We start from the raw sequence: 19,502 nt of genomic DNA, 5'->3' as shown, positions 1-19,502 counted from the left end.
GGCCATGCGACAGATCGGACATTTCATCGCCGGCAAGCGCGTCGAGGGCACCAGCGGCCGTTTTGCCGACGTGTTCAATCCCACCACCGGCGATGTGCAGGCCAAGGTCGCGCTCGCCAGCGCAGCGGAAATACGGGCGGCTGTCGAGAACGCCCGCGAGGCGCAGGCAGTCTGGGCCGGCTGGAACCCGCAGCGGCGCGCCCGCGTGCTGATGCGCTTCCTCGAATTGATGCGGGACGAGCATGACAGCCTGGCCGAGCTCCTGGCGAGCGAGCACGGCAAGACCGTGCCGGACGCCAAGGGCGACATCCAGCGCGGCCTCGAAGTGGTGGAATTCGCCATCGGCATCCCGCATCTGCTCAAGGGCGAATATACAGAGAGCGCCGGCACCGGCATCGACGTCTATTCCCTGCGCCAGCCGCTCGGTGTCGTCGCCGGCATCACGCCCTTCAACTTCCCGGCGATGATCCCCTTGTGGAAATGCGCGCCGGCGCTGGCCTGCGGCAACGCCTTCATCCTCAAGCCGTCGGAGCGCGATCCCTCCGTGCCGATCCGCATCGCCGAATTGTTCGTCGAGGCCGGCCTGCCGGCGGGCGTGTTCAATGTCGTCAACGGCGACAAGGAAGCAGTCGACGCCATTCTCGACGACGAGGACATTCGCGCCGTGGGCTTCGTCGGCTCGACCCCGATCGCAGAATATATCTATGTCCGCGCCGCCCAGACCGGCAAGCGGGCCCAGTGCTTCGGCGGCGCCAAGAACCACGCCATCATCATGCCGGATGCCGACATGGACCAGGTGGTCGATGCGCTGATCGGTGCCGGCTACGGTTCGGCAGGCGAGCGCTGCATGGCGATCTCCGTTGCCGTGCCCGTCACCAAGGCCACGGGCGATGCCCTGATGGAAAGGCTGATCCCGCGGGTGGAATCGCTTAAGATCGGTCCCTCCAACGACGGCTCCGCCGATTACGGCCCGCTCGTCACCCGCGAGGCGGTGGAGCGTGTCAAGCGCTATGTCGAGATCGGCATCAACGAGGGCGCGAAACTGGCCGTCGACGGCCGCAATTTCCGCCTCCAGGGCTATGAGAACGGCTTCTTCATGGGCGGCTGCCTGTTCGACGAGGTCAAGCCCGAGATGACCATCTACAAGGAGGAGATCTTCGGGCCGGTGCTCTCCGTGGTGCGTGCCGATACCTACGAGGAAGCCCTCGCTTTGCCGACTAAGCATTCCTATGGCAACGGTGTGGCCATCTTCACCCGCGACGGCGATGCTGCCCGTGATTTCGCTGCCAGGGTCAATGTCGGCATGGTCGGCATCAACGTGCCGATCCCGGTGCCGATCGCCTACCACACTTTCGGCGGCTGGAAGCGCTCGGGCTTCGGCGACCTCAACCAGCACGGCCCGGATTCGATCCGCTTCTACACCAAGACCAAGACGGTGACCTCGCGCTGGCCGAGCGGCATCAAGAGCGGCGCGGATTTCTCGATCCCGACGATGCGGTAGCACTCTCCACCCTCCCCTGGAGGGGGAGGGTCGACGCGTAGCGTCGGGGTGGGGTGATATTCTCGACCGTCGCTTTTCCACCCCACCCCGGCCTTTCAGTCCACCCCTCCCCCTTCAGGGGAGGGTAAAGAACAACAAGGCGACCACCATGGATTTCGAACTCAGCGACGAACAAGCGGCCATCCGGGAGATGGCGGCCGGCTTCGCGGCGGAGGCGATCGCCCCGCACGCCCTCGAATGGGATCAGAACAGGCACTTCCCCATCGACACGCTCAAGGCGGCGGCCGGGCTCGGCATGGCCGCGATCTATGTGCGCGAGGATGTCGGCGGCTCCGGCCTCACCCGTCTCGATGCGGCACTGATCTTCGAAGCCCTGTCCTCGGGCTGTCCGGCCGTCGCCTCCTTCCTGTCGATCCACAACATGTGCGCCTGGATCATCGATGCCTACGGCTCGCCCGAGCAACGCAGCCAGTGGCTGCCGGCGATGACCGGGATGGAGATGATCGCCAGCTACTGCCTGACCGAGCCCGGCTATGGCTCGGATGCCGGCAATCTCGCCACCCGAGCGGTGCGTGATGGCGACCACTATATCCTCAACGGCCAGAAGCAGTTCATCTCCGGCGCCGGTGCCAGCGATCTCTATATCGTGATGGCCCGCACCGGCGGAGACGGCCCGAAGGGCATCTCCACCTTCATCGTGCCGAAGGACACGCCCGGGCTTTCCTTCGGCGCCAGCGAGAAGAAGATGGGCTGGCATGCCCAGCCGACGCGCGCGGTGATGTTCGAGAATGTCGGGGTTCCCGCCGCCAACCGCATTGCCGAAGAGGGCCAGGGCTTTCGCATCGCCATGGCGGCGCTCGATGGCGGGCGCCTCAACATCGCCGCCTGTTCACTCGGCGGCGCCCAGGCGGCTCTCGACAAGGCGATCGCCTATATGGGCGAGCGCAAAGCCTTCGGAAGGAAGATCTCGGACTTCCAGGCCCTGCAATTCCGCCTTGCCGACATGGCGACGGAACTGGAAGTGGCGCGCACCTTCCTGTGGCGGGCGGCCAGCGCGCTCGATGCCAAGAGCCCCGAGGCGACGCGCTTTTGTGCCATGGCCAAGCGCTTCGTCACCGATGCCGGTTTCGAGGTTGCCAATCAGGCGCTGCAGCTTCACGGTGGCTATGGCTATCTGAGCGAATATGGCGTCGAGAAGATCGTCAGGGATCTCAGGGTGCACCAGATTCTGGAAGGAACCAACGAAATCATGCGCGTGATCATTGCCCGTGCCCTGCTGGGGAATCGCTGATGGCAACAGAGGAAACGCTTGCCCAGACCGAAACACTTGCCGACGTCATCGTCGAACGCACGGGCTCGCTCGGCCGCATCCGGCTCAATCGTCCCAAGGCGATGAACAGCCTCACGCGCGACATGGTGCATCTGATCGCACCGGCTCTCGACGCCTTCGAGAAGGACGCTGCCATCGCGGCCGTGCTGTTGACGGGGGAAGGCGAACGCGGCCTGTGTGCCGGTGGCGACATCCGCGCCCTCTACGAAGGCGAGCGCACGCCCGACGGCACGGGCGCGCAATTCTGGCGCGACGAATATCGTGTCAATGCCCGCATCGCCCGCTTTGCGAAGCCCTATCTGGCCGTGATGGACGGCATCACCATGGGCGGCGGCATTGGCCTATCAGCCCATGGCGCCCACCGCATCGTCACCGAACGCAGCCGCATCGCCATGCCGGAAGTCGGCATCGGCTTCGTGCCGGATGTCGGCGGCACCTGGCTGCTCGCCCATGCCCCTGGGGAGATCGGCACCTACCTCGCCCTCACCGGCGAGGCGATCGGGCCTGCCGATGCTGTTTATGCCGGCCTGGCCGATGTGCAGGTCCCGCTGGCTGGCATTCCCACGCTGATCGACGAGCTGGCTCAGCTCACGCCGGGAACCGGCAATGAGGCAATCCGCACCCTGCTTGCAAAGCATGCCGTGCAGCCCGAACCCGCTCGCCTTTCCGAGCATCGCAGGTTGATCGACCAATGCTTTGCCGGCTCTTCCGTCGAAGCCATCCTGCAAGCTCTCCAAGCGGATGGCACGCCCTTCGCCCTGAAGACACGCGACCTCATCGCCTCCAAATCGCCGACCAGCCTCAAGCTCACCTTCCGCCTGATCCGTCTCGCTCGCGAGGCCGAGGGCCTGGAAGAGTGCCTGGAGCGGGAATTCGCCGCCGCCGTCGCGGTGGCGCAAGGCCATGATTTCTACGAGGGCGTGCGGGCAGCCATCATCGACAAGGATCGCAATCCGCGCTGGTCGCCGCCGAGCCTCGCCAAGGTCGACGATGGCAATATCGAAGCCTGGATCCAACCGGTGGCGGACCGGGTGTTTGGATAATGGCGACGGCAGGGGCAGATTCCGGTTGCGCAGACGTCTCGTCCGCACCTTCTCGCCCTAGAACTCAGCGTTTCCAGGAGCGGACGAGACGTCCGCGCACCCGGGAACACCTACAATCGCTCTATCGAGAAGGAGTCCCCAATGGCCAGCAGCAAGATAGGGTTCATAGGCCTCGGCCACATGGGTGGGCCGATGGCGGCCAATCTGGTGAAGGCGGGCCATCAGGTGCGCGGCTTCGACCTGTCCCCGGCCTCGCTCGAGACGGCACGCGGCGACGGCATCATCATCGCGGCCTCCGCTGCGGAAGCAGTCGAGGATGCCGACCCGGTGATCACCATGCTACCGGCCGGCGCTCATGTGCTGAAGGTGTGGTCTGAGTTGGCCAGCCTCGTGCCGGCCGGTGCCCTGCTGATCGACAGCTCCACCATCGATGTCGACAGCGCCCGCAAGGCCCATGACATAGCCGCCGGACGCAAACTCGCCGCCGTTGATGCACCCGTCTCCGGAGGCGTCGGCGGCGCCAAGGCCGGCACGCTGACTTTCATGGTCGGCGGAGCCGACGAGGCCTTCGCCCGAGCCGAGCCTCTGCTCGCCGTGATGGGCAAGCGCGTGGTGCACTGCGGCACCGCCGGCGCCGGCCAGGCAGCCAAGATCTGCAACAACATGATCCTCGGCATTTCGATGATCGGCGTCTGCGAAGCCTTCGCACTTGGCGAAAAACTCGGCCTGTCGCAGCAGGCGCTCTACGACGTCGCCTCGACCTCGTCGGGCCAGTGTTGGTCCCTCACCACCTATTGCCCCGTCCCCGGGCCGGTGCCCACCTCCCCCGCCAACAACGACTACAAGCCAGGCTTTGCGGCGGCCCTGATGCTCAAGGATCTCAAGCTTGCCCAGGCCGCGGCCAATTCGGTCAGCGCCAACACACCGCTTGGCGCGGAAGCCGCCCAGCTCTATTCCCTGTTCGACGGCCTCGGCCACGGCACCGAGGATTTCTCCGCCATCATCCGGCTGCTGCGCGGCAAGCATTGAGGACCAGACATGACCTATGAGACCATTATCACCGAGCAGCGCGGACGCGTGCTGCTGATCACGCTCAACCGACCCGAAGCCCTCAACGCCCTCAACCGCAAGCTAGCCGGCGAACTCCTGGCGGCCACCCAGGCCGCGGACGCCGATCCCTCCATCGGCTGCCTGGTGATCACCGGCTCCGCCAAGGCCTTTGCCGCCGGCGCCGACATCAAGGAGATGCAAGCCCAGAGCTTCGCCGACATGCACAGCAGCGACTGGTTCTCGGAATGGAACCATTTCGCGGCTTCCCGCAAGCCGAAGATCGCTGCCGTAGCCGGCTATGCTTTGGGCGGCGGCTGCGAACTCGCCTTGATGTGCGATTTCATCCTGGCGGCCGACACCGCCAAATTCGGCCAGCCCGAGATCAAGCTCGGCGTCATCCCCGGCATGGGCGGCAGCCAGAGGCTGGTGCGCTCGATCGGCAAGTCCAAGGCGATGGAACTGTGCCTCACCGGCCGCCTGATGGACGCGGCGGAGGCCGAGCGCTGCGGCCTGGCCTCGCGCGTCGTTCCGGCTGCCGATCTCGTCGAGGACGCGGTGAAGACGGCCGATACCATCGCCAACATGTCGCTGACGGCCAGCATGGTGATGAAGGAAGCGATCAACCAGGCCTATGAACTGCCGCTCGCCAGCGGCCTCACCTTCGAGCGCCGCGTCTTCCAGGCCCTGTTCTCGACCGAAGACCAGAAGGAAGGCATGGCCGCCTTCGTAGAGAAGCGTCCGGCGCAGTTCAACCGGGGGTAATTTCCCCGGGTGCGCGGGCATCCTGCCCGCATCTTCCTAAACCCCAAACGCAATATTTGCGGATGAGAAGGGCGGGCAGGATGCCCGCGCACCCGGGAATATGCCTCCCCTCAGTTCGTCGAGGGGAAGTTCAGGTTCACGCCCGAGCGGATGCCGGTCGGCCAGCGGGCGGTCACGGTCTTCAGGCGGGTGTAGAAGCGCACGCCCTCCATGCCGTAGATCGAGTGGTCGCCGAACAGCGAGCGCTTCCAGCCGCCGAAGGAGTGGTAGGCCACCGGCACGGGCAGCGGCACGTTGACGCCGACCATGCCGACCTCGATGCTATCGGCGAAGGCGCGCGCCGCATCGCCGTCTCGGGTGAAGATGGCGGTACCGTTGCCATATTCGTGGTCGTTGATCATCTTGGTGGCATGGGCGTAGTCGCGGGCTCGCACCATGGAGAGCACCGGCCCGAAGATCTCCTCCTTGTAGATCGACATCTCTTCGGTGACGTGATCGAACAGGGTAGCGCCGACGAAATAGCCGTTTTCATAGCCCTGGAGCTTGAGGCCGCGACCGTCGACCACCAGCTTGGCGCCTTCGCGCACGCCGGCGTCGATATAGCCGAGCACCTTTTCCTGGTGCTGCTTGGTGACCACCGGCCCCATCTCGGCCTGCGGATCGGCGGCGGGGCCGACCTTGAGCTTGTTGATGCGCGGCAGGAGATGCTCGACCAGCGTATTGGCGGTCGCATCACCGATCGGCACCGCCACCGAGATCGCCATGCAGCGCTCACCGGCCGAGCCATAGGCGGCCGAGACCAGCGCATCGGCGGCCTGGTCCATGTCGGCATCCGGCATCACCACCATATGGTTCTTGGCGCCGCCGAGGGCCTGGCAGCGCTTGCCGTTGGCTGCGGCGGTCGCATAGATGTACTGGGCGATCGGGGTCGAGCCGACGAAGCTGATGGCCTTGACGTCGGGATGGTGCAGTAGCGCGTCGACGGCTTCCTTGTCGCCGTTGACGACGTTGAGCACACCCTCGGGCAAGCCGGTGTCGAGGAGGAGCTGCGCCACCAGCAGGGCAGCGGAGGGATCACGCTCGGACGGCTTGAGGATGAAGGTGTTACCGGCAGCGATCGCCACCGGATACATCCACAGCGGCACCATGGCCGGGAAGTTGAAGGGCGTGATGCCGGCGACAACGCCGAGCGGCTGGCGGTCATTGTGGGTGTCGATGGCCGGGCCGACATTGCGGCTGAATTCGCCGGCAAGCAGATGCGGGATGCCGCAGGCGAATTCGACGACCTCGATGCCGCGCTGTACTTCGCCCAGAGCGTCGGAATGGGTCTTGCCATGCTCGGCCGAGATCGCCTGGGCAATCCTGTCGGCATTGGCCTCGAGCAGTTCCTTGAACTTGAACATGTAGCGGGCGCGCTTGAGCGGCGCGGTGGTCGACCAGGCCGGGAAGGCCTTCTTGGCCGCCTGCACGGCGGCGTCGACGTCCGCGGTCGAGGACAGGCCGAGTTCGCCGCTCTGTTCGCCGGTGGCAGGGTTGAACACGGGCGCGAAGCGTCCGCTGGTGGTAGCGGTCTGCTTGCCGCCGATCAGGTTGTCGATACGGGCCATGGGGTTTCCTCTGAAAAATAGGTCATCCCGGACGCATTGCGGCACGCAGTGACGCGATGCAGATCCGGGACCGTCTTCCGATAGAAGCTCATCTGTCACGCGATCCCGTGTCGGCGACGCAGCATTGCATGCTGCATCGCGCACGGGATGACATGACCTCAATCCAGCGTCTTCAAGACGTCGCCGAGCGTGGTGACCAACTCGTCGATCTGCGCCTTGGAGATGATCAGCGGCGGGGACAGGGCGATGATGTCGCCGGTAGTGCGGATCAGGAGGCCCTTCTCATAGGCCTTCAGGAAGGCGGAGAAGGCGCGCTTGGTGGGCTGACCGGCGATAGGCTCGAGCTCGATGGCGCCGATCAGGCCGAGGTTGCGAATGTCGATGACATGCGGCAGGCCCTTGAGCGAGTGCACCGCGTCTTCCCAATAGGAGGCGAGATCGGCGGCGCGGGTGAGCAGGCCTTCCTCGGCATAGGTGTCGAGCGTGCCGAGCGCGGCGGCGCAGGCCACCGGATTGGCCGAATAGGTGTAGCCATGGAAGAGCTCGATCAGGTGCTCCGGCCCCGTCATGAAGGCATCGTAGATCTCCTTCTTGGCGAACACCGCGCCCATCGGGATCACGCCTGAGGTGATGCCCTTGGCCACCGTCATCATGTCGGGGGTCACGCCGAAATAATCGGCGGCGAAGGGCGCACCGAGGCGGCCGAAACCGGTGATGACCTCGTCGAAGATCAAGAGGATGCCGTGCTTGTCGCAGATGGCGCGGATCCGCTCCAGATAGCCCTTGGGCGGCAGCAGCACGCCGGTGGAGCCGGCGATCGGCTCGATGATCACGGCCGCGATGGTGGAGGGATCGTGCAGGGCGATCACACGCTCCAGATCCTCGGCATATTCGGCACCATGTTCGGGCAGGCCGCGGGAGAAGGCGTTGCGAGTGAGGTCATGGGTGTGGCGGATATGGTCTACGCCGGTGAGCAGCGTGCCGAACATCTTGCGGTTGGAGACGATGCCGCCCACCGAAATGCCGCCGAAGCCGACGCCGTGATAGCCGCGCTCTCGGCCGATCAGGCGGAAGCGCTGCCCTTCGCCGCGGGCGCGGTGATAGGCGAGTGCGATCTTGAGCGCGCTGTCGACGGCTTCGGAGCCAGAATTGGCGAAGAAGACGTGATCGATGCCCTGGGGCGTAAGCTGAACCAGGCGCGAAGCGAGCTCGAAGGCGGCGGGGTGCCCCATCTGGAAGGCCGGCGCATAATCGAGCTCCGCCGCCTGCTTCTGGATCGCCTCGGTGATCTTGGGGCGGCCATGGCCGGCGTTGCAGCACCACAGACCCGCCGTACCATCGAGCACCTGGCGGCCATCGGCCGTCGTGTAGTGCATGTCCTTGGCCGCGACGAACATGCGCGGATTGGACTTGAACTGTCTGTTAGCCGTAAACGGCATCCAGAACGCTTCGAGGTTGTTGGTCACACGGATCGGGGCATTCATCAGGATCTCTCCGGAAGCTGCCGGGGTCCCGAAGGCTGGCGGGAAGCCCGGCTCGTTAAGCTGGCAATAGCTTTGCCTTGAATTTGAAAATTATGCCAACTCTTTGTTGTGGCAGCATCATTCCTATTTCGGCCACACTTTCATACCCGAGTTTTTGTTCTAGAACGAATGTTCAATAACAAGCGTTAGGTTCGTAAATTCCCGCACATTGAATGCAAAGTGGAATTATCGACTGCGTTCATGATATTTAACATTCTAAACAGGCCTGGATGGAGGACCACATCATGCAGAACGTCGATTTGGGTTCTCTGTTGCGGCGCGTGCGCGAGGCGCGCGGATTGTCGCAGCGCCAGCTCGCCAAGCGTGCCGGCATCTCCAACGCCACCATCTCGCTGATGGAATCGAATGCAGTGAACCCTTCGGTCGGTGCCCTGAAGCGGGTGCTCGACGCCCTGCCGATCGGCCTGGCGGAATTCTTCGCCCTCGACGCCAATCCCGGCCGCAAGGTGTTTTATCGCTCGGGCGAGTTGATGGAAATCGGCCGGGGACGCGTCTCCTACCGCCAGGTCGGCTCGGATCTGCGCGGGCGCGCGCTGCAGATGATCTCCGAGCGTTACCAGCCCGGCGCCGATTCCGGCAAAGTGCTGCTGCACCACCAGGGTGAGGAATGCGGCATCATCATTCGCGGCCAGCTCGAAGTCACGGTGGGCGAAGATGTGGCCGTGCTTGGTCCCGGGGATGCATATTATTTCGACAGCCGCGAGCCTCATCGCTTCCGCAATGTCGGCGATACGGCCTGCGAGCTGATATCGGCTTGCACACCGCCAAGCTTCTGAGCCATGAAGGAATGGGAACAACGAAACAGGAAGCGCTCATGGCAGAGGGAGGAGAGGCCGGCCGGCAACGCAACAAGACCAAGCTCGGCCTGGCCAATATCGACAAGATCCTCGACAGCGCCCTTTCGGCCTTTTCGAAACATGGCTTGCGCGGCACGCGCATCGACCAGGTCGCCGAAGCCGCCGGCATGTCGAAGACCAATCTCCTCTATTATTTCCGTACCAAGGACGCCCTCTATGAGGCGGTACTCACCCGCACGCTGGAAGTCTGGGTCACGCCGCTGAAGGAACTCGACGCCACGCGCGGCCCGGTCGCGGCCCTGACGTCCTATATCGAGCACAAGCTCAAATGCTCGCGGCTCTATCCGGAGTCCTCCCGTCTCTTCGCCATGGAGATCATGCAGGGGGCGCCCCATCTGAAGAAGGTGCTGGCGACGGATCTCACCAACACCGTCCGGCAGAAATCGGTCATCATCCAGCGCTGGATCGCCGAAGGGAAATTGCGGCCGATCGAGCCCTATCATCTCCTCTTCATGATCTGGGCGACCACCCAGCATTATGCCGATTTCGCCACGCAGATCAGCGTCCTCACCGGCAAGGACCTCACCGACGAAGCCTTCTACGAAGAAACGCTGAAGACGTTGACAGAAACGATCCTGCGCGGCGTGCTGGCCGAGCGCTGATCGGGCCTTGGGCCCAAAGCAATTTTCGGAAAGGTGGCCTCGCATTTAAGCTAATAAAATGCGCCAAAACAAAGAGTTATAGACAAAACACAACCCAGAGAAATCACGTCTTACCCTAGCAGCCGTGCTATCCTCACCCCACATGGATAGAGGGGTCATCCCCTAGAGCAAAGCGCGTTCAGGCGTGAACGCTTGTTTGCCCTAGCTCCTTGTTCCGACGCGTCTTTGCGATTCCTGGTGCTTCCAGGAAATCACAAAACGCTTTTGGGAGGACGAGATGGGACACGCTATACTGAGTGCTCAGACGATCGAGCAATGCATCATCCCGCAGGATTGGGATCGCTACACCAAGGAAGACCACGAGACCTGGTCGATCCTGTTCAAGCGCCAGCTCACGGCTCTCAAGGGCCATGTCGCGCAGGAATATCTGGATGGGCTGGCCACACTGGGTATCGACGAGACGGGTATACCGAATTTCGAGCGCATGAACGAAAGGCTGCGACGGGCCACCGGCTGGGAGGTGGTGGCCGTGCCCGGCCTGATCGCCTCCCGCCCCTTCTTCGAGATGCTGGCAAGCCGGCGCTTTCCGGCCGGCACCTTCATCCGCACGCGCGCGCAGCTCGACTATCTCGAAGAGCCCGACATCTTTCACGACGTCTTCGGCCATGTGCCGCTGCTCACCAATCCGGCCTATGCCGATTACATGAACGAATATGGCCGCATCGGCCTCGACGCGATCGACAACAAGGGCGTGAAATTCCTCGCCCGCCTCAACTGGTACACGATCGAGTTCGGCCTGATCCGCAAACCCGAGGGCATCCGCATCTATGGGGCGGGCATCGTCTCCTCCTTCGGTGAAGCCAAATATGCCGTCGGCGATACCTCCGCCCATCATCTGCGCTTCGATTTCGACAGGGTCGTCAGGACCGGCTATTACATCGACGACTTCCAGGCGAGCTACTTCGTGATCGACCGTTTCGAAGAGCTCTTCGACCTGCTCAAGGGGATCGATGCACCAGCGCTGTTCGCCGAATTGCGGGAAAAGCCCACGCTGTCCCCTTTCGAGATCCGGCCCGAGGACGAAGTGCTGCGCCGGGGCAGCGGCGACTATTGGCGTGATTTTCCCAAGACCAAGACGAAGCTGAAGTAGAGCGATCCTTCGCTCAATGCGCGGCCAGGAAAGCGTTCATGTAGAAGCCCGCCTCCCCAGCGCCATACGCCTTGTCAGGGGCGACCGGACAAGCCCGGCGCGCGAGGCAGCCACCATGCCTGCAGTCGGTACCTTGCGGTGAGTGCACATGGGCGGCGCAGCGTTCGACATCGTAACCGGCCGTCGTGAAGGCCCCGACCGGACAGCTGTTCAGGCAGGGCTTGGCCGCACAGCTCTCGCAGGGATGGACTGCCTCTGCGAGCGGCGGCAGCGCCAGCCTTTCGCCAAGGCCGAGCGCCCCGCGATAGCTGTGCCAGAGACCATGCACGGGATGCACATAGATGCCGAGCGGCGAAGGAAAGACAGCGCCGCCGCGCTGCGCCCAGCGCTGGAACGGCAAATAGGGCGGACCGCCGAAGGGATAGAGGGCGACGGCACCGAACTCGTTCGCCATCGCGTCGATCACCCGGGCGGACCAGCGATCCAATGGATGCTGCGCACCATCGGCTGCCTCGGGCGAGGCCGCGAAAGCGGGCCATTGCCGGCCGCCGCTCCAGCCGAGCAGCACCAGCGTTTCGACCGGCCCGGTGTCGAGCGCCGGTACGCTGTCCTCCTGCCGAGGATGGAAGGCACCTCTCACCGAGACGCCGACAGCTTCGGCATGTTCTGCAATCTGATCCAGCGTCATGGGCTCGGCGTGATTTCCCGATGAGAGCGCTGCATCCTGGTCTGGGCGGAGAGGGATGACAATCTCATTCTGCTCGGTCGAGTGTCACCCCTCATCCGGCTGCCGCCACCTTCTCCCGCAAGGGGAGAAGGGGTTTTGATGGGGAAGGTCGAAACCAGCTGAGCGATCCCAAATACCGCACCCCACGCCGAGTAAATTCCCTTCTCCCCTTGCGGGTGTCGTCAACTCTCTTGAGTTGACTAGAGGTGGCGGCAGCCGGATGAGGGGTGGTGGCGCGGCCCGCTCGAGTCCTGCCCTACTCCGCCGCCGCGGCTGCCTTGGCATGCACGGCCGGATTGTTGGGATGCTCCTTCCAGGTGCGATGCCCGCCCACCGGCCTGCCGGTGCGCTTGTCCACCCCGGACGTCACCGGTTCGAGCGTGATGCAGTTCTCGATCGGGCAGACCACGGCACACAGATTGCAGCCCACGCACTCCTCCTCGATCACCTCGAACTTGCGCTCGCCGGCGACCATGTTGGTGATGGCCTGGTGCGAGGTGTCCTCGCAGGCGATGTGGCAGCGGCCGCATTTGATGCAGGCATCCTGGTCGATATGGGCCTTGACCACATATTCGAGGTTGAGGTGCTGCCAGTCGGTCACCTGGGGGATGGCCTTGCCGACGAACTGGTCGACGGAGGTATAGCCCTTCTCGTCCATCCAGTCGGACAGGCCGGAGATCATCTCCTGCACCACCTTGAAGCCATAGACCATGGCCGCCGTGCAGACCTGCACCGTGCCGCAGCCCAGCGCCATATATTCCACGGCGTCGCGCCAGGTCTCGACGCCGCCGATGCCGGAGATCGGCAGGCCGCGGGTGGCCTCAGCCCGGGCGATCTCCGAGACCATGCTGAGCGCGATCGGCTTCACCGCCGGGCCGCAATAGCCGCCATGGGTGCCGAAACCGTCGGTGTTCGGCCAGGGGCGCATATTGTCGATGTCGACCGAGACGATGGAATTGATGGTGTTGATCAGCGACACCGCATCGGCGCCGCCGCGCTTGGCCGCCTCGGCCGGCTTGCGCACGTCGGTGATGTTGGGCGTCAGCTTCACGATCACCGGCATGCGGGTATATTGCTTGCACCAGCGCGCGACCATTTCGACATATTCGGGCACCTGCCCGACGGCCGAGCCCATGCCGCGTTCCGACATGCCATGCGGGCAACCAAAGTTCAGCTCGATGCCATCGGCCTCGGTGTCCTCGACGAAGGGCAGGATCGACTTCCAGGCATTCTCCTCGCAGGGCACCATCAGGGAGACGATGAGCGCCCGGTCCTTCCAGTCACGCTTGACCTGTTTGATCTCGCGCAGATTGACCTCGAGCGGCCTGTCGGTGATCAGCTCGATATTGTTGAAGCCCATCACCCGGCGGTCCTGGCTGTGCCAGGCGCCGTAGCGCGGACCGTTGACGTTGACCACCGGCGGGCCCTGCTCGCCGAGCGTCTTCCAGACCACGCCGCCCCAGCCTGCCTTGAAGGCGCGGACGACGTTGTATTCCTTGTCGGTCGGCGGCGCCGAGGCCAGCCAGAACGGATTGGGAGACTTGATGCCCAGGAAATTGGTGCTGAGATCGGCCATGTCGTTTCTCCTCACGCTGCCTTGGCTTCAGACTTCAGAACGCGATCGATCGAGAGGGCGGCCTGCTTGCCGTCTTCCACCGCCGCCACAGTCAGATCCTTGCCGCCGGCGACACAGTCGCCACCAGCCCAGATGCCGGGCACCGAGGTGCGTTGCTCGGCATCGACGGTAATCCGGCCTTTTTCCAGTACGAGCGCTACGCCGTTCACTTCCTCGGGCAGGAAGGATTGCCCGATCGCGGTGAAAAGCTGGTCGCATTCGAGCCTGACGGTCTCGCCGGTGCCCGTGAGGCGCCCGCCCTGCTCCGCGGTATATTCGAGCTCGACGGCCACCAGCCTGCCGTCCTCGGCATGCAGCCGCGCGGGCTTGAGCCAGTGGCGGATCAGCACGCCGTCGGTCTGCGCCACTTCCTGCTCGTAGTCGGAGGCATTCATCTGCGGCTGGCCGCGGCGATAGGCGATGGTCACACTCTCCGCCCCCAGGCGCTTGGTCTGCGAGGCGATGTCGATGGCGGTCATACCGCCGCCGATCACCACGATGCGGCGGCCGACCGGCAGGTCAGCGAGATCCACCGCCTGGCGCAGGTCGGCGATGTAGTCGACGGCATCGATCACGCCCTCGATGCCCTCTTCCAGGCCGAGATCGTTGGTGTCGCCCAGTCCCATGCCAAGGAAAACCGCATCATACTCACGAGCGAGGCTCGCCAGTTCGACGTCGCGGCCAAGGCGCTTGCCATAGTCGATGGTGATGCCTCCGATCGCCGTGATGTAGTCGACCTCGGCTTGGGCAAAGCCGCCGGTGCTCTTATAGGCGGCGATGCCATATTCATTGAGCCCGCCAGCCTTCTCGCGCGCCTCGAACACGGTAACCTCATGGCCCAGCGTTGCCAGCTTGTGGGCACAGGACAGGCCCGCCGGACCGGCACCGACCACGGCGACGCGCTTGCCGGTGGGGGCGCCGCGCTTGAACAGTTGCCGGCCCTTGGCGAAGAGCTCGTCGGTGGCGTAGCGCTGCAGATTGCCGATCTCGACCGCCCTGCCCTCCGAGGTCTCCTTGACGCAGGCTTCCTCGCACAGCGTCTCGGTGGGGCAGACGCGGGCGCACATGCCGCCCATGATGTTGGATTCTAGGATGGTCCGGGCCGCGCCGACCGTGTTGCCGGTCATGATCTCGCGGATGAACATCGGAATGTCGATCGAGGTGGGGCAGGCCTTCACGCAGGGCGCATCGTAGCAGAACAGGCAGCGCTCGGCGGCAACGCGCGCCTCATGCCTGCCGAAGGCCGGATGCAGGTCTGAGAAATTGCTGGCGAGCGTGGGGGAATCGAGACGGCCCCGCGCAATGTCGGATCGTGCAGTCATCTGAACCTCTGGTATTTGGCTCTTTATTTTTTACCAGTTGATCAAAAGAACGAGTCGCTGTCAATCACACTTTTGAACAGCTCCAGAGTGAGAATCTGCCTGTCTCGACGGCTTGGCAAGGGGTTTGGGGGCTGGTCTTCAGACACACCCCTTTCAAGGTGTTTGGAACGAACCCGGAAAAAACTGGGACAGGGCAACACGACCCCTCATCCGCCCCTCCGGGGCACCTTCTCCCGCAAGGGGAGAGGGCAACCGACCAGCGCCGCGTCTCCTGAAAAGATCCCCTTCTCCCCTTGCGGGAGAAGGTGACGGCAGGCGGATGAGGGGTCGCACCACTCTATCCGAAATTCAGACCTCAACACCCTGAAAGGGGCGGGTCTGAAGATCCGCCCGCCATCATGCCGCGATCTGCTTCGCCAGCATGGCGGCGAGCTTCTGCATGATCTCGTCCGGCCCGTGGCCGATCAGCATGTAGGAACGCTCCGCATCCGACCAGTAGACCACGTTGAAGCCGTTGCGCTGTTCGAGCGTCGGCGGCGTTACCGCACCGGGGCTGTTGCCATAGATGCAGAAGGCGAGCGGGCCCGTCAGTTCGTCGAGATAGGCGATCTCGACCAGGGGCGCATTGTCGTAGTGGAAGAGTTCGACGCGCTTGAGCTCCTGGGCCGGCAGGCTGATCTTCTCGGGCGTCAGCGGGAAGCCGAGCCGACGGGTCGCTGCGGCAAGATCACGCTGCGCGGTGGAGACGTCGTTCGGCATCCAATCGAGCGTCTGCGACGTCGTCAGCCCCCAATAGTCGGCGACGGTCGAACGCCAGGCGTCCGGCCCTTCATGGTCGCTGCGCTGCGACGAGGGCAACGGCCAGAGGCCGGGCGGCATGTAGTGGCCGACCCCGGTACCCACGACGAACAAGGCGAGCGCTGCCGCGACCGCGGCAGGCGGGATGCGCCAGCGCGAGCCCCGTGCATTGTCATTGGCCACCGGCGCCGGAACCGCGGCCAGGCTTTCGGCCAGAAGCGCTTCCAGACGTTGCCGTGGCGCATGCGCCGTCAGGGCCTCGTAACTCTGCTCGAAGGGGAGCGAACCGCCCGCCAGAGCGTCCAGCCTCGCCTTCAAGGCCGGTTCCCGAGCCAGGCGCCCTTGTAACGCCGCACGTTCTTCGGGCGGCAGCGCATCATCGAGGAAAGCCACGAGGACGGCATCGTCGGGTCCCATCTCTTCCACACTCATGATGTCTCCCCCGAAGCGCCCTCGGGCGTATCCCTGTTCAGATGAGCGAGCCTGAGCCGGGCCGAGGCAAGACGACTCATGACGGTGCCGATCGGCACGGCCAACATCTCGGCCGCCTCGGCATAGCTGAGCCCCTCGCCATAGACCAGAAAGACGGTTTCGCGCAGCGCTGCAGGCAGGGCCTGCACATGCCTCAACACCTGAGCAGCCAAAATATTCGTTTGAAACTGCCGTTCGCCGTCAAAAGACAGAGCCGCCTCCGCCTCGTCGAGTTCGACGGGATTGCGGACCTTGCTGGCCCGGATCTCGTTGAGCCAGATCGAACGCTCGATGGCGAACAGCCAACGATCGAGACGCGTTCCGGGGATGAACTGGTGCGACCGCTCGAGCGCCCTCAGGCAGGTAGCCTGGACCAGTTCCTCCGCCGCCTGTCCGCTACCCGATAGCACAAGCCCGAACCGCCACAGCGCTACAAGATGCGCGGCGAGGCCGGTTCGAACGTCCTGATCACCTGATTGGGGCATGAATCGCCTATGCCGATATGGCGCGGCATTATTGTGGCGCGGCTGGCGGGAAACGCAATCATGTGAAAAGGGGTGGTGAGCGGACTTGCGACAAGCATTACCGCCGCTGCGCCAAAGTCTCCCTATCCCTTCTGTTGTCAGAAGGCCTATTCGGCGGCGTCGAGCAGGATTTCGTCGGCATTCGCCGCTTCGACCATGTCACGCAGGGCGCAATCCTCGGTGCAGTCATGGCAGCGTGCTGCTGCGCGTGCATCGGCGAGAATCTGCCGCACGGTGATCAGGCAGCGGCCGCATTCCGGTCCGCAACCCAGGCAACGATAGGCATCTGCAGCCGAACGCGGACACCCCGGCTGCTCGGTCGCGAGCGTGCTGGTGAAATCCTCATCGGTCAAAACACGGCAGGAACAGACGATCATTCGCGGCGATCTTGGGTTCGAGCAAAGGCAGTGACGCGAGTGATGTGGACGGACGCGAGCGCCTTGTCAATGGCTCGCCGCAACAATAGAATCGTTATAAATCAGTAGTTTAGAATGACAATAAACTGGGATTCGCCTCGACAGTCATCGGTGACCGACCTCATCCCTTCCCCTGGATAAAATCCTCCGGACAAATTTGACGCCACCAGGGGCTTGCCTAAATTTAGAATTCTTCTAATGTGACTTCAGTCCACTAAGTACGGAGAAACGCTCATGAAGGGCGACAAGAAGGTCATCGACTATCTCAACAAGGCGTTGCGCAGCGAACTGACCGCAATCAATCAATATTGGCTGCATTACCGGATCTTCGACAATTGGGGCCTGCTCGGTCTTGCCAAGAAGTGGCGTGCCGAATCGATCGAGGAGATGCAGCACGCCGACAAGCTGACCTCGCGCATCCTCTTCCTCGAAGGCTTCCCGAACATGCAGACGCTCGATCCGCTGCGGATCGGCCAGACGGTGAAGGAAGTTCTCGAATGCGATCTCGCCGCCGAGCGCGAGGCTCGCTCCCTCTATCAGGAGGCTGCGGAATATTGCCGCACCGTCAAGGATTTCGTCTCCGAGAACCTGTTCAAGGAACTGATGACCGACGAGGAAGGCCATATCGACTTCCTTGAGACCCAGCTCGACCTGGTTGAACGCCTCGGCATCCAGAACTACTCGCAGAGCCATCTCGGCGGCTTCTCGGAAGAATAGGCCGTTCTTCCTCAGAACTATCGGACAAGGCGGTCGCGACGACCGCCTTTTTCTTTGGTTTCGCCGGCCTGCAGCGATGGCAGGCGCTCACCTCGTATATGGTAACCGTATCGACCATTGCCACGCTTCCGTAGCCGACGAGGACCCCATGCCGAGCAGATCGCCGATACACATCAAGCCAACCAGAATCGGCCTGATAGGCGGCTTGGCGGCCAGGGCCGGGATCTACTACTACGAGCGGATCCTGCAAGAATATCAGGGGGCGAAGATCGCCCTCGACCTGACGCTGAGACATGCCGACGTGGGCACGGTACTGCACCATGTCGGATCGGGGGACAGGGACGGGCTCGGCCACTATCTGGGCTCGCTCGCCAACGAACTGTTCGACGCCGGCATGGACACGGTGTCCATCACCGCCGTCGCGCCGCATCTTGCCATCGACGAAATCAAGAAACGAGCGAAGGGCCCGATCATCGACCTGCTGGCAACGATCCCGGGCGCCCTGAAATCCGCGGGCTTCGAACGCGTCGCGATTTTTGGCAACCGCGCCGTGATGACCTCGGCGGTCTTCGGCGCCGTGCCGGAAGATATGGTCGTCAAGCTCGATCCAAGCGAGATCGCCCGCGTACACGAGACCTACACCGACATTGCCCTCTCCGGTAAGCGCGGCACCAAGGCCGAGGTCGCCTATTTCGACGACCTGGCCGGCGACCTGCTCGGCCGGAGGGGCGCACAGGCCATCATGCTGGCCGGGACGGACCTGTCGTCCTTCTATGCGGATCGCGAGCCCGATTTTCCCTTCCTCGATGTGAGCGCCCTGCACATCGAACAAATTCTCGCAGGAATCTGAGCGGCATCGCCGGCGAGGAACTACAGCACGACATCAAGAGGTTCGAGTCCGATGTCACGGTCGCACGTCGATCTTTGAACCGCCCCTGCAGGACTGGTCCGGTTCAATTCGGTTCCGGCGTGATATCGATCTCGACGACCTCGCCCTCCTGCGGCCCGACGCGGATGACATCCCCGACATCCTTGCCGAACAACGCCTTCGCTAGCGGCGAGACATGGCTGATCCGGCCATGGGTGGCGTCGGCCTCGTCTTCGCCGACGATGCGCCAGATCCTTTCGCGCCCGTCGGGATAGTGCAGCGTGACCGCCATGCCGAAGCGAATGCCGGTATCGGCGACAGAGGGGATCACCAACTCCGCAGAGGCCCGCCGGGCAGCCCAGTAGCGAATGTCTCGCGAGGCATTACCCATGGCAATGCGATCCCCCGCGGCCTCCGCCGTGGCGAAAAGCGCGCGCGCCCGCCTGAGCTCGGCCTCGATCATGGCAAGGCCGCGCGCGGTGACGAGATTGCGCTCGATCGAGATCGGCCGCTCGGGAAGGACCTGGGCGTCCTCCCCTTCCTGGCCGTCCTGGGTGAAGGCTCGGCTCATGTTGCGACGATCAGGCGGCCAAGGTCA

At 63.7% G+C, this 19,502-nt stretch carries 19 protein-coding genes; 10 read left to right on the top strand and 9 right to left on the bottom strand.

From position 1 onward, the window contains the following. Nucleotides 1–4 precede the first annotated feature (4 nt). The 5 genes from ACIGJE_RS12125 (at nucleotide 5) to ACIGJE_RS12105 (ending at nucleotide 5,686) form a co-directional block, all read left to right on the top strand. Nucleotides 5–1,501 carry a CoA-acylating methylmalonate-semialdehyde dehydrogenase gene (locus tag ACIGJE_RS12125; protein WP_415082685.1) on the top strand — a complete coding sequence of 499 codons (1,497 nt, stop codon included), beginning with the start codon at nucleotides 5–7 and terminating at the stop codon, nucleotides 1,499–1,501. A gap of 148 nt (nucleotides 1,502–1,649) precedes the next feature. After that, on the top strand, nucleotides 1,650–2,792 hold the full coding sequence (locus tag ACIGJE_RS12120; RefSeq protein WP_415082683.1) for an isobutyryl-CoA dehydrogenase: 1,143 nt from the start codon (nucleotides 1,650–1,652) through the stop codon (nucleotides 2,790–2,792). Beyond that, nucleotides 2,792–3,874: an enoyl-CoA hydratase/isomerase family protein gene (locus ACIGJE_RS12115; RefSeq protein ID WP_415082681.1), complete on the top strand. Its 1,083-nt coding sequence runs from the start codon at nucleotides 2,792–2,794 to the stop codon at nucleotides 3,872–3,874. The genes ACIGJE_RS12120 and ACIGJE_RS12115 overlap by 1 nt, the downstream gene beginning before the upstream one ends. Before the next feature lie 141 nt (nucleotides 3,875–4,015). After that, nucleotides 4,016–4,903, top strand: coding sequence for a 3-hydroxyisobutyrate dehydrogenase (mmsB, locus tag ACIGJE_RS12110; RefSeq protein ID WP_415082679.1), 888 nt, complete (start codon nucleotides 4,016–4,018; stop codon nucleotides 4,901–4,903). Between the two features lie 9 nt (nucleotides 4,904–4,912). Beyond that, complete coding sequence (locus ACIGJE_RS12105; RefSeq protein WP_311933325.1) at nucleotides 4,913–5,686, top strand: enoyl-CoA hydratase; 774 nt, start codon at nucleotides 4,913–4,915, stop codon at nucleotides 5,684–5,686. Nucleotides 5,687–5,796: 110 nt separating this feature from the next. Here ACIGJE_RS12105 and ACIGJE_RS12100 read toward each other — a convergent pair whose 3' ends face one another. Beyond that, nucleotides 5,797–7,293, bottom strand: a complete 1,497-nt coding sequence (locus ACIGJE_RS12100; protein WP_415082677.1) for a CoA-acylating methylmalonate-semialdehyde dehydrogenase — start codon at nucleotides 7,291–7,293, stop codon at nucleotides 5,797–5,799. Between the two features lie 158 nt (nucleotides 7,294–7,451). After that, complete coding sequence (gene aptA, locus ACIGJE_RS12095; protein ID WP_311933327.1) at nucleotides 7,452–8,777, bottom strand: omega-aminotransferase AptA; 1,326 nt, start codon at nucleotides 8,775–8,777, stop codon at nucleotides 7,452–7,454. A 284-nt stretch (nucleotides 8,778–9,061) separates the two neighbouring features. Here aptA and ACIGJE_RS12090 point away from each other — a divergent pair, with 284 nt between their 5' ends. The 3 genes from ACIGJE_RS12090 (at nucleotide 9,062) to phhA (ending at nucleotide 11,446) form a co-directional block, all read left to right on the top strand. Beyond that, nucleotides 9,062–9,613: a cupin domain-containing protein gene (locus ACIGJE_RS12090; RefSeq protein WP_311933328.1), complete on the top strand. Its 552-nt coding sequence runs from the start codon at nucleotides 9,062–9,064 to the stop codon at nucleotides 9,611–9,613. A gap of 38 nt (nucleotides 9,614–9,651) precedes the next feature. Next, nucleotides 9,652–10,296, top strand: a complete 645-nt coding sequence (rutR, locus tag ACIGJE_RS12085) for an HTH-type transcriptional regulator RutR (protein WP_149254398.1) — start codon at nucleotides 9,652–9,654, stop codon at nucleotides 10,294–10,296. Nucleotides 10,297–10,573: 277 nt separating this feature from the next. Continuing rightward, nucleotides 10,574–11,446: a phenylalanine 4-monooxygenase gene (gene phhA / locus ACIGJE_RS12080; protein ID WP_415082674.1), complete on the top strand. Its 873-nt coding sequence runs from the start codon at nucleotides 10,574–10,576 to the stop codon at nucleotides 11,444–11,446. A gap of 13 nt (nucleotides 11,447–11,459) precedes the next feature. Here phhA and ACIGJE_RS12075 read toward each other — a convergent pair whose 3' ends face one another. The 6 genes from ACIGJE_RS12075 to ACIGJE_RS12050 all read right to left on the bottom strand — a co-directional run bounded on the left by ACIGJE_RS12075 (nucleotide 11,460) and on the right by ACIGJE_RS12050 (nucleotide 17,280). Beyond that, nucleotides 11,460–12,134: a hypothetical protein gene (locus ACIGJE_RS12075; RefSeq protein ID WP_415082672.1), complete on the bottom strand. Its 675-nt coding sequence runs from the start codon at nucleotides 12,132–12,134 to the stop codon at nucleotides 11,460–11,462. 295 nt (nucleotides 12,135–12,429) lie between these two features. Beyond that, entirely contained in the window at nucleotides 12,430–13,749 is a 1,320-nt protein-coding gene (preA, locus tag ACIGJE_RS12070) for an NAD-dependent dihydropyrimidine dehydrogenase subunit PreA (RefSeq protein WP_415082670.1), read from the bottom strand. An 11-nt stretch (nucleotides 13,750–13,760) separates the two neighbouring features. Beyond that, nucleotides 13,761–15,110: an NAD(P)-dependent oxidoreductase gene (locus tag ACIGJE_RS12065; protein ID WP_415082668.1), complete on the bottom strand. Its 1,350-nt coding sequence runs from the start codon at nucleotides 15,108–15,110 to the stop codon at nucleotides 13,761–13,763. A 396-nt stretch (nucleotides 15,111–15,506) separates the two neighbouring features. Continuing rightward, nucleotides 15,507–16,340, bottom strand: a complete 834-nt coding sequence (locus ACIGJE_RS12060; RefSeq protein WP_311933333.1) for an anti-sigma factor — start codon at nucleotides 16,338–16,340, stop codon at nucleotides 15,507–15,509. Further along, nucleotides 16,337–16,864 carry an RNA polymerase sigma factor gene (locus ACIGJE_RS12055; RefSeq protein WP_311933334.1) on the bottom strand — a complete coding sequence of 176 codons (528 nt, stop codon included), beginning with the start codon at nucleotides 16,862–16,864 and terminating at the stop codon, nucleotides 16,337–16,339. Before ACIGJE_RS12055 ends, ACIGJE_RS12060 begins: the two co-directional genes overlap by 4 nt. A gap of 146 nt (nucleotides 16,865–17,010) precedes the next feature. Further along, on the bottom strand, nucleotides 17,011–17,280 hold the full coding sequence (locus ACIGJE_RS12050; RefSeq protein WP_311933335.1) for a (2Fe-2S)-binding protein: 270 nt from the start codon (nucleotides 17,278–17,280) through the stop codon (nucleotides 17,011–17,013). Nucleotides 17,281–17,553: 273 nt separating this feature from the next. Between ACIGJE_RS12050 and bfr the strand changes: the two genes are divergently transcribed. Next, nucleotides 17,554–18,036: a bacterioferritin gene (gene bfr / locus ACIGJE_RS12045; RefSeq protein ID WP_311933336.1), complete on the top strand. Its 483-nt coding sequence runs from the start codon at nucleotides 17,554–17,556 to the stop codon at nucleotides 18,034–18,036. A gap of 148 nt (nucleotides 18,037–18,184) precedes the next feature. Continuing rightward, on the top strand, nucleotides 18,185–18,886 hold the full coding sequence (locus tag ACIGJE_RS12040; RefSeq protein WP_311933337.1) for an aspartate/glutamate racemase family protein: 702 nt from the start codon (nucleotides 18,185–18,187) through the stop codon (nucleotides 18,884–18,886). A 103-nt stretch (nucleotides 18,887–18,989) separates the two neighbouring features. Here ACIGJE_RS12040 and greA read toward each other — a convergent pair whose 3' ends face one another. Then, complete coding sequence (gene greA, locus ACIGJE_RS12035) at nucleotides 18,990–19,475, bottom strand: transcription elongation factor GreA (protein WP_367624032.1); 486 nt, start codon at nucleotides 19,473–19,475, stop codon at nucleotides 18,990–18,992. Between the last annotated feature and the right edge of the window lie 27 nt (nucleotides 19,476–19,502).

The organism is Labrys sp. E2SS-1L, from assembly GCF_057073705.1.
Note: the sequence above shows the minus strand (reverse complement) of the source record. Positions and strands in the feature narration are given on the sequence as shown.